The 12,542-nt window shown below is 56.6% G+C and carries 14 protein-coding genes; 13 read left to right on the forward strand and 1 reads right to left on the reverse strand.

What is annotated here, in order from left to right; all coding sequences use genetic code 11:
- From moaE to K0H79_RS18430, 9 genes are all read left to right on the forward strand, one after another.
- The gene (gene moaE / locus K0H79_RS18390; protein WP_220066077.1) at nt 1-459 is read left to right on the forward strand and encodes a molybdopterin synthase catalytic subunit MoaE; all 459 of its coding nucleotides are present in this window, start codon (nt 1-3) and stop codon (nt 457-459) included.
- Between the two features lie 21 nt (nt 460-480).
- Nucleotides 481-1,269 carry a molybdate ABC transporter substrate-binding protein gene (modA, locus tag K0H79_RS18395; RefSeq protein ID WP_220076796.1) on the forward strand — a complete coding sequence of 263 codons (789 nt, stop codon included), beginning with the start codon at nt 481-483 and terminating at the stop codon, nt 1,267-1,269.
- Nucleotides 1,269-1,946 (forward strand): molybdate ABC transporter permease subunit, encoded by a 678-nt coding sequence (gene modB, locus K0H79_RS18400; protein WP_220076797.1) that lies wholly within the window; start codon nt 1,269-1,271, stop codon nt 1,944-1,946. The genes modA and modB overlap by 1 nt, the downstream gene beginning before the upstream one ends.
- The gene (locus tag K0H79_RS18405; RefSeq protein WP_220076798.1) at nt 1,930-3,042 is read left to right on the forward strand and encodes an ABC transporter ATP-binding protein; all 1,113 of its coding nucleotides are present in this window, start codon (nt 1,930-1,932) and stop codon (nt 3,040-3,042) included. The genes modB and K0H79_RS18405 overlap by 17 nt, the downstream gene beginning before the upstream one ends.
- 69 nt (nt 3,043-3,111) lie before the next feature.
- Nucleotides 3,112-3,474: a YgiW/YdeI family stress tolerance OB fold protein gene (locus K0H79_RS18410; RefSeq protein WP_220076799.1), complete on the forward strand. Its 363-nt coding sequence runs from the start codon at nt 3,112-3,114 to the stop codon at nt 3,472-3,474.
- Between the two features lie 40 nt (nt 3,475-3,514).
- Complete coding sequence (locus K0H79_RS18415) at nt 3,515-4,039, forward strand: hypothetical protein (protein WP_220076800.1); 525 nt, start codon at nt 3,515-3,517, stop codon at nt 4,037-4,039.
- Nucleotides 4,040-4,058: 19 nt separating this feature from the next.
- Entirely contained in the window at nt 4,059-4,736 is a 678-nt protein-coding gene (locus K0H79_RS18420) for a response regulator transcription factor (protein WP_011761640.1), read from the forward strand.
- Between the two features lie 49 nt (nt 4,737-4,785).
- The gene (locus tag K0H79_RS18425; protein WP_220078201.1) at nt 4,786-6,045 is read left to right on the forward strand and encodes a HAMP domain-containing sensor histidine kinase; all 1,260 of its coding nucleotides are present in this window, start codon (nt 4,786-4,788) and stop codon (nt 6,043-6,045) included.
- Nucleotides 6,046-6,048: 3 nt separating this feature from the next.
- The gene (locus K0H79_RS18430) at nt 6,049-6,723 is read left to right on the forward strand and encodes a TIGR01621 family pseudouridine synthase (protein WP_220076801.1); all 675 of its coding nucleotides are present in this window, start codon (nt 6,049-6,051) and stop codon (nt 6,721-6,723) included.
- Here K0H79_RS18430 and K0H79_RS18435 read toward each other — a convergent pair.
- Complete coding sequence (locus K0H79_RS18435; RefSeq protein ID WP_220076802.1) at nt 6,697-7,878, reverse strand: GGDEF domain-containing protein; 1,182 nt, start codon at nt 7,876-7,878, stop codon at nt 6,697-6,699. The genes K0H79_RS18430 and K0H79_RS18435 overlap by 27 nt on opposite strands.
- A gap of 143 nt (nt 7,879-8,021) precedes the next feature.
- Here K0H79_RS18435 and K0H79_RS18440 point away from each other — a divergent pair, with 143 nt between their 5' ends.
- The 4 genes from K0H79_RS18440 to K0H79_RS18455 all read left to right on the forward strand — a co-directional run bounded on the left by K0H79_RS18440 (nt 8,022) and on the right by K0H79_RS18455 (nt 12,515).
- On the forward strand, nt 8,022-8,189 hold the full coding sequence (locus K0H79_RS18440; protein WP_203325419.1) for a YqaE/Pmp3 family membrane protein: 168 nt from the start codon (nt 8,022-8,024) through the stop codon (nt 8,187-8,189).
- 139 nt (nt 8,190-8,328) lie between these two features.
- Nucleotides 8,329-9,183, forward strand: a complete 855-nt coding sequence (locus tag K0H79_RS18445; protein ID WP_220076803.1) for a LysR family transcriptional regulator — start codon at nt 8,329-8,331, stop codon at nt 9,181-9,183.
- A 33-nt stretch (nt 9,184-9,216) separates the two neighbouring features.
- Nucleotides 9,217-11,523, forward strand: coding sequence for a penicillin acylase family protein (locus tag K0H79_RS18450; RefSeq protein WP_220076804.1), 2,307 nt, complete (start codon nt 9,217-9,219; stop codon nt 11,521-11,523).
- Between the two features lie 98 nt (nt 11,524-11,621).
- Nucleotides 11,622-12,515 carry a pirin family protein gene (locus K0H79_RS18455; RefSeq protein WP_220076805.1) on the forward strand — a complete coding sequence of 298 codons (894 nt, stop codon included), beginning with the start codon at nt 11,622-11,624 and terminating at the stop codon, nt 12,513-12,515.
- The last annotated feature ends 27 nt before the right edge of the window (nt 12,516-12,542 follow it).

The raw sequence follows: 12,542 nt of genomic DNA on the forward strand, positions 1-12,542 counted from the left end.
ATGAGCCAAAACCGCATTCTGGTGCAAACCGCCGATTTCAGCGTGCCCGGGGAATACCAACGCATTGCCGCCGACAACCAGGATGGCGCCGTGGTGACCTTCGTCGGCAAGGTGCGTGACTTCAACGAAGGCAATCAGGTGAGCGACCTGACCCTGGAGCACTACCCCGGCATGACCGAAAAGGTGCTGGAACAAATCGCCGACCAGGCCCGTGAACGCTGGCCGCTGAATCACCTCACCATCATCCACAGGGTCGGTACCATGCACTTGGGTGAGCAAATCGTGTTTATCGGTGTCAGCAGTGCCCATCGCAAGGCGGCCTTCGCTGCCTGTGAGTTCCTTATCGACTTCCTAAAGACCAAGGCCCCCTTCTGGAAACTGGAAACCAGTGACAAGGGCCAGGGCTGGGTCGAGGCCCGTGATGCTGACGATCAGGCCGCCAAGGCCTGGGAGCAATAAACAACCCGCGAAGGACCAAGGATGATGTTAGTGCGTCTTGTTGTACTGCTGATACTGCTGGGGGTTGGCACCCTCGGATTTGCCCGTGCCGAGACAGTCACTGTGGCGGCGGCAGCCAACATTAAGTTTGCCATGGAAGACATCGCCCGCGGCTTTGAGCAGAGCTCTGGCCATAAGCTCAGGGTCAGTTATGGCTCATCGGGTAACTTTGCCTCACAAATCCGTCATGGCGCGCCCTTTGAGTTGTTTCTGTCCGCCGACGAGCAGTATGTAAACCGGCTGCAGGACGCCGGCGTGGTGCAAAACAACGGCGTTATCTACGCCTATGGCCGGTTGGCTTTGGTGGCAGCCAAGTCCTCGCCGCTGAAGCTGGATAATGAGTTTGAAGGTTTGCGGCAACTGCTTAAAACCGGCGAGCTCAAGCGCTTTGCGCTGGCCAATCCGGATTTAGCCCCCTACGGCGAACGCGCCAGAGCCCTGCTGCAACAGGCAGACCTGTGGGACGCCATCAAAGACAAATTGGTGTTGGGTGAAAACGTCTCCCAGGCGGCGCAATTTGCGATTTCCGGCTCGGCCCAGGGCGGCATAGTGGCTCTGTCGCTGGCGGTTGCACCCCAGTTTCGTGCCAAGGCGAATTACCTCCCCATCCCGGAAGACCAGCATCAGCCGCTGGCACAGCGCATGGTGTTAATGCCGAGGGCTTCTGCTGCTGCCAATAGCTTTTACCAATATTTACAGGGAGATGAGGCACGTAAAGTCTTCGCTGACTATGGTTTCTCACTGCCGACCAAGGCCCACGGAGCGCCCTGATGGATTGGCAGTCGCTGTGGCTATCGGGCAAGCTGGCGCTGGTGACAGTGCTTATCCTGCTGCCGCTGTGCGTGTTTGCCGGGCGCGCCCTTGCCTATCATCAATTTCGCGGGAAGAGCCTGATTGAGGCCCTCATCATGGTGCCACTGGTCTTGCCCCCCACTGTGGTGGGTTACTATCTGCTGGTCAGCTTCGGCAGTGAGAGTTGGCTCGGCCAATGGCTCAGGGACAGCTTTGGCATTGAGCTGGTGTTCCATTTTTCGGGCCTGGTACTGGCGTCAATCTTGGTCAATATTCCCTTTGCGTTACAGCCCATACAGCGGGCCTTCGAAGCTATTCCCGTGGATGTGCGGGACGCCGCGGCATGCTGCGGCATGAGCAAAGGCAAAATCCTCACCCGCATAGAACTGCCGATGATCTGGCCCGGACTGGTCACTGCTCTGGTGCTCACCTTCTCCCATGTGCTGGGAGAATTTGGCGTTGTGCTGATGATGGGCGGCAATATCAGCGGTGAAACCAAAACCATCTCCATCGCCATCTACGACAGCGTGCAGGCATTTGACTTCGACGCTGCCGGGATCATGTCGCTTATTCTGCTGCTTTTTGCCATCAGTGCACTGGCATTGACCACCAGTCTTTCACGTCGAATGGGAGGCCAGCATGAGCGGCAACGCTGAGCTTCAGGTACAGATTCGGCAAACCAAAGGAATCCGCATCGAGGCCAATTTTCGCTGCCGCGCCGGTGAATTTCTGGCAGTGGTGGGCCCTTCGGGTGGCGGTAAAACCACGCTGCTGAGGATGATTGCCGGGCTCGCCAAACCCGAGAGTGGCAGCATTCGCTGCGGTAAACGCACCTGGTTTGACAGTGAAGAGGGCATCAACTGCTCGCCCCAGCATAGGCATATAGGGTTCGTCCCTCAGCATTTTGGTCTGTTTCCCAAACTCAGTGCCCTTGGCAATATCATGGCTGCCCTTGACCATCTGCCCAGCCACGAGCGCAGGCCAAGAGCCCTGGCAGCGTTGGAAAAGGTCAATCTTCATGGTTTGACCGACCGCCTGCCTTCCCAGCTTTCCGGCGGCCAAAAGCAACGCGTTGCGCTGGCAAGAGCGCTGGCGCGGGAGCCCAGGGTATTACTGCTGGACGAGCCCTTCTCGGCCGTAGACCGCGAAACCCGGGAACGCCTCTATCTGGAACTGGCCCGGCTCAAAGCCGAGCTGAACATTCCGGTTATCATGGTGACCCATGACCTGAATGAAGCCCTGCTGCTTGCGGACAGTATGCTGCTGATTAGTCAGGGACATATGCTGCAGCACGGCACCCCACAGGACGTTTTTTCCCGTCCCCGCAACGAAGCCGTTGCCCGGCAAATGGGCCTGCGAAATATCTTCGATGCCCATGTGGTCGCCCAAGATGGCGCCAAGGGCGTGACCTGGCTGAAGTTCGGTGACCGCCTGATTGCCTCCGACAGCCTGCCCCGCGTAAACATTGGCGACAAGGTGCGCTGGGTGATCCCCAATCAGGGAATACGCTTCAACTCCATTGCCAGTGGCCGTTTGTGTCGCAGTTTCAACATTCTGCCTATCCATATCAACAGCCTGCTGACCCTGGGAGAATCGGTGCGGATAGAAGCCAGTGTCCAGGACTCGGGAGAAAGACTCAACGTCGAGATCCCACTGCATCTGGCCCACAAACTGGCGCTTACGCAGGGCGCGGCCACCGAGGTAGCGCTCAAGTCAGATCAGGTACACATCTTCGAGATGATCAAAGCTTAATCTTGCCGCCACCCTCATTTCAGTCCCAAGCCGTTAGACTGCTGCCATAGTCTGAAATGAGGAGTGCCCATGCGTATCATAATGCCATTGGTTCTGGCGCTGGGGCTGATTACAGCCACGGCCACTGCCCTCACCCATGCGGCCAATACCGAGCAGGCGTCCCGCCAGGTAAATAACACCCATGAGGCCCTCAAGGCCGCCGATGGCGCCCGGGCGATACTGAATGGGCAACTGGTTAAACGTCTGGACAACAAGCACTTTGTGCTGCGTGATGCCAGCGGCGAGATCAAGGTAGAAATCGACCCTGTGTTGCTGCGCACCCTGACCCTGAGCGACCGGACTCAGGTAGAACTCAGGGGCAAAATCGACAACGGCTGGCGCGGCCCGGAAGTGGAGATAGACAGCATCCGCTTGGTGACATCGCAGGGATAGTCTTTTAGGATACCGACACTGGTTTTTTATGGAGGCATCAATGAGATATTGGTTGCTTGGAGCATTGATGGTGACAGCCGGCGCCTCGGCCAACACCAGTTTGTTCAACTTGCTCAACACGGGTGACAGGGTCAACCCTGTTGCCATGATGGAAAGGGTGGAGACAGACCATCCCGGTTATATCGCCGATTTTGAGCTGGATGTGCAGGACGGGGAGCTCAGATACGAGTTCGACGTGATCAATGCCGATGAAAACACCCTCACAGAGCTGACCTTTCGCGCCACCGATGGCACACTGATCCTGCAGCGCAACAGCAAGCTGGAAGCCGACGACCACGACGAGTTGGAAGCGGTCAAATTGCTCGATCGCAAGCAGCTGCGCTTTTCCGAACTGGTGCGTATGGCCAGTGAGCAGCACGAAGGTAAGTTAATGGGTGCCCAGTTGGAACACGATCTGGGGATCAGCTACCTGGAATTCAAAATGGTGGATGAAAACGGCAAGCGCAAACATGCCTTTGACATCCAAAAGCTCAAACCCTTGCCTATGCTGCAATGGGAACGCTGAGCCACACTAAGGAGCGACTGTGAAAATCCTTTTGGTTGAAGACGACAACACCACTTCAGAATACATAGTCAAAGGTTTTTCCGAGCAGGGACACAATATTGAAGCGGCCGCCGATGGTCATCAGGGGCTGTTGCTGGCCACCAGCAACCAGTATGACCTGATCATTCTCGACCGCATGTTGCCCGGCCTCGATGGTCTGGCACTGCTGGCGGCGCTGCGGGCCAACGCGAATCAAACTCCGGTGCTTATTCTCTCGGCGCTGTCCAACGTGGACGAGCGGGTAAAGGGTCTGCGCAGCGGCGGCGACGATTACATGACCAAGCCTTTCGCCTTCTCAGAGCTGCTTGTTCGCGCCGAAATTCTGGTATCCCGGGGGCAAACCGCACCTGTGCAGACACACCTGCAGGCGGGCCCGCTGGAAATGGAGCTGCTCACCCGCAACGTGACCCTGGATGGCCACGAGCTGATGCTGCAACCCAAGGAATTTCAGCTGCTCAAGTACCTGATGGAACACCCCAATCAGGTCATCAGCCGCACCCTGCTGTTCGAGGCCGTGTGGGATTATCACTTCGATCCCCGTACCAATGTGATTGATGTCCATATCGCCAAACTCAGGCGCAAGTTTGAAGAACTGGGCTACGGCGAACTGATAGAAACAGTCCGGGGAGCGGGTTATCGTCTTCGCCAAAGGCATTAAGCCTCACCAAAGCTCCATCTGGGGCATCACGTTGATTTTTACCGCGCTGGTGACCCTTATCACCGGCGCCCTGCTGTTCACCCTCTACCGCCAACTGGTTACTGAGCAGCAGTATCAGATAGAGCAGCACCTGGAGACCGAAAAGCAGCGCTATATTCAACTGGCACAATCCGTTGACCGGCGCAGTTTTGCCGCCCAGATCCGCGCCGCCGATCCCAAGTCGGTGTTGGTGGCCTGGCGCAACAGCTTCGATATCGTAGGTTCGCTTAGCCTGATGCCGGAAGATATTCCGCTGCTGCCAGAAACGGTAGAGTTCCCCATTCTGACCGGCGGCCCCGACAAGCTGCACATTCTCACCGGCGGCTTGGTGATTACCCGCTACGGGCCGGTGCTGATTGCCACCCGCACCGACCAGCTGGCGACCCTGATTAAGAAATTCCTGCGGGCTGCAGTGACCACCATGACCCTGACCATAGTGCTGACCATGGCCCTGGGGTATCTGTTTTCCAAAGCCATTCTGCGCCGTTTGGTGCAATACAACCGCTTGGCACAGCGCATCGAGCGCGGCCACTACGACACCCGGCTGCCGGTGAGTTGGCGTCAGGATGAATTCGATATGCTGGCGCGCCAGTTTAACCGGGTATTGGACACCCTTGAGGCCAACCTGCAGGCGGTGCGTGGCGTGACCGACAATATCGCCCACGACCTGCGCACGCCGCTGTCGCACCTGCGCATCGGCCTTGAACAACTGAGGGATAAGCCCCAGGAAGAACGCGCCGAGAAAGCCGAGCAGTTGATAGAGGAGTTGGATTTTTGCCTGGCCACCTTCGATGCCATGTTGTCTTTGACCCGTATCGAAGAAGGGCAGCAACAGCTGGATCTGCAGCAGCTAAGCCTGTCGGCGCTGTGTGCCGATCTGGTGGAGATGGCCGAATTGCTGGCCGAAGAACGCGGGCAAACCCTCAGTTTGGAACTAGGACGTGAATGCACGCTGCAGGGCGATAAGCACCTGTTGTTTCAGGCACTGTTCAATCTGGTGGATAACGCCATCAAGTACGCAGGAGACGGCGCCGCCATTCGTATCAGCCAAAATGGCCGCGAAGTGGTAATTGCCGACAATGGCCCGGGGATCCCACCAGAAAGCCGCGAGCGGGTGTTCGAGCGCCTGGTACGACTCGACCCCAGCCGTCATCATCAGGGCACGGGACTTGGACTGTCGATGGTGAAGGCGATATTATCGCGCCATCAGGCCCATATACGCCTCGAAGACAACCAACCGGGTCTGAGAGCCGTCATCGAGTTTCAATAAGCTATGTATCGCATCATCGCCGACGAGGCGGATTTTCTCCTTATCGACAAGGCACCGGGCGTGCACTTTCATAGCCAGGATGGCAACGCCGGTGTAGTGGCCCAGGCCGAATCCGATTTGGGGATAAAGCTCTACCCGGTGCACAGGCTCGACACCCTGACTTCCGGCCTCATCATACTGGCCAAGTCCAGCGCTGCAGCAGCCGACTTTACCGAGCTGTTCAGCCGTCATGGGGTGCAGAAATATTATCTGGCGCTCGCCAGGGGCAAGCCAAAGAAGAAGCAGGGCAAGATTGCCGGTGACATGGCCAAGTCCCGTCGCAGCCAATACAAGTTACTGCGCACCATGGATAACCCGGCCGTTACCCAATTTTTCTCCGCTTCGGTGGCAGAGGGATTAAGGGCCTATCTGCTCAAACCTCTTACCGGAAAAACCCACCAGCTCAGGGTCGCCCTGGCAAGCCTGGGTACCCCTATACTCGGTGATACCCTTTACGGCGGTGAAACCTCTGACAGAGCGTATCTACACGCCTGGCAGCTGGAGTTTCAATTTAGAGGGCAGGAATACCACTTCGAAAGCGAGCCCTCAGAGGGTGAAGCCTTCCGTTCAGAAGCACTATCACAGCAGCTCAAAAACGACTGGCGCAATCCATCAGCCCTGGACTGGCCCGGCCGCTGAATCCATCACACAGTTGCGGCCACAAGCCTTTGCCTGATACATGGCATGGTCGGCGGCCGAAATCAGCTGAGAGACACTCATCCCCTCAGCCATCGCGGCACAGCCAAAGCTGGCGCTCAAAACCACCTCGTCGTCATCCCACCGCAGCGCCGTTGCCGCCAGGCTTTCCCGCAGTTTTTCGGCCACCAGATGTGCCTGCTTTATACCGGCGCCGGCTAAAATGACCAAAAACTCCTCGCCACCAAAGCGACATAACATATCGGTTTCTCTGAGACTGTTGCTTAAAATCAGCGCCGCTTGCCGCAGCGCCGCATCGCCCGCCTGATGCCCAAGCTTGTCATTGATTTTTTTGAAATGATCCAAATCCAGCAGCACTATGGCAAAAGACTCGCGCCCCTTCTGCCAGCGCAGATACAGCTCTCTGAGTCTCAGTTCAGCGCTGCGGCGATTCCAAAGCCCTGTCAGCATATCCCTGTCTGCCAGTACCCGTATTTTTTGTACCAGTCGAGTGAGGGCATTGCCTATGGCAACCACATTGATACTGAGACTGAGCACCAAATAAAACCACAGCATGGGCACGGCATCGGCTGTATGGATGGAAATGAAGCGCTCTTCTGCATGTTCCTGGGTCAGGATGAGTCCGAGTCGCACTAAAAACAACGCAGCCGCCAGTATCAGGGGCATGACCAGCATTAATGTGATACTGGCGCCGACACCCGGTAGCAACCCCTTGTAGGTCGACACCCCCAAACGGGCGAACAGCACGGCCGCCGCCAACGAAAACACGATGCCGAGATAATGCTGTGATTCCACCGACGGCGGTACCAGCAACATGGCGAATATCACCACAGCCAACAGCAACAGCTCAGGCTTATAGTTCATCGGCAATCGAAACAGGAATACAGTGCCAAAGCGCATCATGATGATGCCGCCAATCAGACTTAAATCGGCACCGAACCAGGCAAGATAGCTCGGGTCCTCCGAGCGGAATGTGTTGAGAATAAGCCCCAACATCAACAAACCATTGGCCACTGCGTACTGGCGACAGGCCTTTGGTGCAATGCGTAATGGGCCCGCCAGCAGTGCCCAGGCTGCGGCACAGGCGGCCGTCAACAGCACTATGACCTCAATGAGGATCTCAGCTTGGATGTCCATTAAACCCCGATTGTACTTATTCTTTTTTTAGTGGCTTTACTATAGCCGCCGCAAAGAGATAATGTCAGTTTTTTGTCCGACAAGTCTTGCCATTTTTCGGCTCAGTTGCGAAGTTAGCCAAGTAGTCCGAGCAAGGAGATCTAATGGATACCAATAAACTACTGCTGGTGATCATCGCCATATTGCTGCCACCTGTGGCGGTATTTTTAAAAGAAGGTGCGGGAAAGCATCTGCTGATCAATATCATTTTGTGCCTGTTTTTCTGGCTGCCCGGCCTGCTGCATGCTCTATGGGTCGTGACAAAGAGCTAGTACCAGGCTCAAAGCACAACTGAAAAAGCCCCTTGATGGGGCTTTTTTATAGATGAATTTAATTACTCAGGGTTGTGGACTTTTTGCCATTTAATGACCATCATCCTGTTTATGACGTCATTTTATTCATCTATAAATCATGTTTGCGCATCTACCTTCTCTCAATGGTCTACGGGTTTTCGAAGCGGCAGCCCGACATCTCAGTTTTAAACTCGCGGCCAAGGAACTGGAGCTCACACCGACGGCGGTTTCCCATCAAATTCGCAATCTGGAGTCACAGCTCGATATTCAGTTGTTTATTCGCCACACCCGGGCGGTAGAACTTACTGCGGCGGGGCACACATTATTTGAAACCAGTCGCCAGGTGCTGCGCCAGATAGATCAAACCCTGACCAGTCTGGGGGTGGGTGAAGACTCTGAAATACATATCAGCGCCCCACACGGCTTTGCCGCCCTGTGGCTGGCGCAGCATTTACCCTACTTTCAGCGACGTTTTCCCGAGGTAAGGGTATCGGTCAGCCATTCCGATACCCCCGATACCCAGGGTGGGCATGTGGCCATTATCCCGGCCGATAAGGTCGAAGATGCCACACTGACAGAACACTTTGGTATTTATGCCAGCCCCGCCTATCTATCCCGCAAACATCCACAGCAAACCCTGATGCACGTGCGCCGTCATTCAGGTGTCACACAAATCAACTGGGATAGATGGCAGAAAGATTATGGCAAGTTCAAAGAAGCCCAGTTCATCGAGTTTGATCGCGAAGACCAGCTGGTACAGGCCTGCCTCGCCGGACAGGGACTGGCACTGACCAGCTCGCTGTTGGTGGCATCTCTGGTTGAAAAAGGCTGGCTGAAACCCTGTCTGCCGGAAAAAATCCTGCCGGGCCCGGGTTACAGCATCCAACTGCCACAGGAATGCCGTAACAAGCGCCAGATCCAGCAATTCATTGGCTGGCTGGATGAACAAACCGGCACAGACGCCGCCCAATAACGACCGCAGCAATCACTATCAAGGAAGAACCCCATGTTAAAAACCATCAAATGGTTACTGCTGTTGGTATTGCTCTTGTGTATCAGCCTGTATGTTACCCTCCACGCCAGCCTGCCTGAGCTGGGTGGCAACAAGCTTGTCGCGGGGCTGGAGCAGGCCGTCGACATTGAGCGGGATAGCCTGGGTACCGCCATCATACGGGCTCAAAGTCGGCGCGATGCCGCCTTTGGACTGGGGTACGCCCACGGTCAGGACAGATTTTTTCAAATGGATTTGCTGCGGCGCAACTCAGCCGGCGAGCTGGCTGAACTCTTTGGTGATGCGGCGCTGAAGCTGGACGAGCGCCACCGCTTTCACCAGTTCAGAAAACGCGCCCAGGCACTGCTGAAGCACTTGCCTGCAGAAGACAGAGCCGTTCTGGAGGCCTATAGCCTCGGCGTAAATCAGGCACTGTCCCAGCAAGCACTGCCCGGTTTTGAATACCTGCTGAGCGGCGGCAATATTCAGCCCTGGCAACCCGAAGACAGCCTGCTGACTATATTCTCCATGTATCTGGATTTACAGGGGAATACGGTTGAGCGCGAGCTGGTGCTGGAACGTATCAAGCAGCTTTATGGCGACGAGATGCTCGCCTTCGTCAGCCAGAACGACCCTATTCAGGCCGCATTGGACGGCAGCACCCTGCCTACCCAGGCCATGGTGGCGCCCACCTTGTCCGCCGCAGCGCTCGACAGAGCGGAGCTCAGCACCATAGGAAGCGAGCTCGATGCCTTCGTCAAGGGCAGCAACAACTGGGCAGTCACGGGGCACCTTACCCAAAGCGGCCACGCCATGCTGTCCGACGATATGCACCTCGGCCTCGCCGTTCCCATCATTTGGTACAGAGCCCAGCTCAATTACCCCCATACCGGCGGTGACATGGGCGAGCGCGATATTCAGGTTACGGGTGTGAGTCTGCCCGGCGCTCCGGTCATTGTGGTCGGCACCAATGGTCATATCGCATGGGGCTTTACCAACGGCTATATTGACACCGCAGACTGGATTGAACTGGCGGCAGATGAAGCCACCGAAACCGTTACAGAGCGCCTAGACAGCACAGGCGCAGGCAAAGACATGACACTCAGGTTGTCCCGTTTTGGTCCGGTGAAACACCTCGGCGACAAAGACTATGCGCTTTCCTGGGTGGCTCACGGCGACTTTGCCATTAACCTCAACCTGATGCATCTGGAAACCGCCACTGGCGTGGGTGAGGGGCTGGAACTCACCCGACATACCGGCATCCCGGTGCAAAACATGCTGATAGTGGATGAGGCTGGCAATGCGGCCTGGCGCCTGACCGGTGCCATTTCGGCGCGGGATAACCCAACCCAGACGGCGCAGGCTGCCAACCGCTGGCAAGCCAATGGCTGGGCAATACCGGCTGAAGATGTGCCCATCGTCAGTAACCCCACCAATCAGCGACTCTGGAGCGCCAATAGCCGAGTCCTGTCCATATCAGACACCCAACGCTTCGGCGACGGCGGTTATGCCATTGCCAGCCGCGCAGCGCAAATTCGTGACAACCTGCTGGCCAAAGATAACTTCGACGAGCGGGACTTTCTCGCCATGCAACTGGATAACAGAGCGCTGTTTCTAACACCTTGGCACCAGTTGTTGACCAAGACGCTGAAACTGCAACCCGATGAATTTGCGGATGACCTCAAGGCGCTGGCCAACTGGGGCGCCTGTGCCTGCAGCGAGTCGGTGGGCTACACCCTGGTCAGCAAATTCCGTATTCGGGTCATGGACAGCCTGTTTGCCCCGCTGCAAACCCGCCTCGCCGAAGAAGGTCTCAGCCTGAGCAAAATCAAGGGGAATCTGGAAGTGTCGGTATGGCAATTGCTGCGCCAACAACCGGACTCCTGGCTTCCCGAAAACATGGCCGATTGGGACAGCTACCTGCTACAAATTTACCGCAATAACCGGGATGAACTGCTAAGCCGCCATTCTCAAGCCGGCAAGCTTGCCGATCTCAATTGGGGCAAGGTCAATGCGCTGAAAATACAGCATCCTTTCAGCAAGCAAATCCCACTGCTGGCACCGCTGTTGGACATGCCACAGGTAGCTGGATTCGGGGGCCACTTCGAACCTGCGGTGCAAAGCCCGGGCTTCGGTGCGTCCCAGCGTCTGATAGTGCAGCCGGGGCGCGAGTCCAATGGCATCCTGATGGTGCCGGGCGGTCAGTCTGGCCATCCGTTATCGCCTTATTACCGCAGCGGCTTTGACGATTACGCCAATCACAGGCCAACACCCTTGCTGCCGGGCGAGGTAAAGCACATGCTGCGTTTAACCCCGCAGTAAACCAAATGAAAAGGAACGACCGCCAACTGGCCAGGTGATTTGCCAAAACCATGGAAATGTTCGAGTCTGATTAGACAACATTCAACAGGGCATTAGCCATGGAAACAAAAGCAACCCAGCCAGTGGCAGAGCGACTGCTCCCCAGAACCAGCGACGTTGGTGGCATACCTGTGGCCCGGGCCATTCCCCAAAAGGCCAGACGCCTGATTGGCCCCTGGTGTTTTTTGGATCACCTTGGCCCCATTTCAGGCCCGGTAACAGCGAACGTGGGCGAACACCCACACACGGCGCTACAAACCTTCACCTGGATGATGGCGGGAGAAATACTGCACCGCGACAGCCTCGGCAGTACTCAGGTGATACGTCCCGGCCAGGTTAATCTGATGACCGCAGGCCACGGCATCGCCCACACCGAAGAGTCTTTGCCAAATCAGACCCATTTGCACGCCGCTCAGCTTTGGATTGCCCTGCCTGCTGCCCACAAGGACACAGCACCCAGGTTCGATCATTATCCCACGCTGCCGCGCTGGCAGAACGCCGGGGCGAATTTCACCCTCCTGATAGGCGACTGGGCAGAACACCGCTCCCCTGTGCTGCACTTCTCACCCATATTGGGACTGGAGATTTTCCACAGTGCCGACACTGGGGCGCCAGTGACCCTGACATTGCCCCTTGAGCCAACATTCGAGCACGGACTCATGCCATTGGAGGGAAGCTTCCACCTGGCAGGGGAGAGCTTCAGCGATAACCAACTGGCCTTTTTGAACCGGGGCGAAACGTCCGTGACCATCAGCTTGCAGGCCGGATGCCGCCTGCTGCTTATCGGTGGCGAGCCCCTCACCGATGACATCACCATCTGGTGGAACTTTGTCGGCCACAGCAAGGCGGAAATCGCTGAGGCCCAGGCACAATGGCTGGCACAGGATCCCCGCTTCGGCCCGGTCACAGGCTATCAGGGGCAACGCCTGGAGCCGCCACCCATCCCCTGGTGAGCGACGCTTTACACCAAGACATAAAAA

It is taken from the genome of Shewanella sp. FJAT-52076, from assembly GCF_019457455.1.
In the GTDB taxonomy this organism is placed as follows: Bacteria; Pseudomonadota; Gammaproteobacteria; order Enterobacterales; family Shewanellaceae; genus Shewanella; species Shewanella zhangzhouensis.

Excerpts from the sequence above, each read along its gene's own strand:
- moaE (WP_220066077.1), top strand. The coding sequence starts at position 1 with ATGAGCCAAAACCGCATTCTGGTGCAAACCGCCGATTTCAGCGTGCCC.
- modA (WP_220076796.1), top strand. The coding sequence starts at position 481 with ATGATGTTAGTGCGTCTTGTTGTACTGCTGATACTGCTGGGGGTTGGC.
- modB (WP_220076797.1), top strand. The coding sequence starts at position 1,269 with ATGGATTGGCAGTCGCTGTGGCTATCGGGCAAGCTGGCGCTGGTGACA.
- K0H79_RS18405 (WP_220076798.1), top strand. The coding sequence starts at position 1,930 with ATGAGCGGCAACGCTGAGCTTCAGGTACAGATTCGGCAAACCAAAGGA.
- K0H79_RS18410 (WP_220076799.1), top strand. The coding sequence starts at position 3,112 with ATGCGTATCATAATGCCATTGGTTCTGGCGCTGGGGCTGATTACAGCC.
- K0H79_RS18415 (WP_220076800.1), top strand. The coding sequence starts at position 3,515 with ATGAGATATTGGTTGCTTGGAGCATTGATGGTGACAGCCGGCGCCTCG.
- K0H79_RS18430 (WP_220076801.1), top strand. The coding sequence starts at position 6,049 with ATGTATCGCATCATCGCCGACGAGGCGGATTTTCTCCTTATCGACAAG.
- K0H79_RS18435 (WP_220076802.1), bottom strand. The coding sequence starts at position 7,878 with ATGGACATCCAAGCTGAGATCCTCATTGAGGTCATAGTGCTGTTGACG.
- K0H79_RS18440 (WP_203325419.1), top strand. The coding sequence starts at position 8,022 with ATGGATACCAATAAACTACTGCTGGTGATCATCGCCATATTGCTGCCA.
- K0H79_RS18445 (WP_220076803.1), top strand. The coding sequence starts at position 8,329 with ATGTTTGCGCATCTACCTTCTCTCAATGGTCTACGGGTTTTCGAAGCG.
- K0H79_RS18450 (WP_220076804.1), top strand. The coding sequence starts at position 9,217 with ATGTTAAAAACCATCAAATGGTTACTGCTGTTGGTATTGCTCTTGTGT.
- K0H79_RS18455 (WP_220076805.1), top strand. The coding sequence starts at position 11,622 with ATGGAAACAAAAGCAACCCAGCCAGTGGCAGAGCGACTGCTCCCCAGA.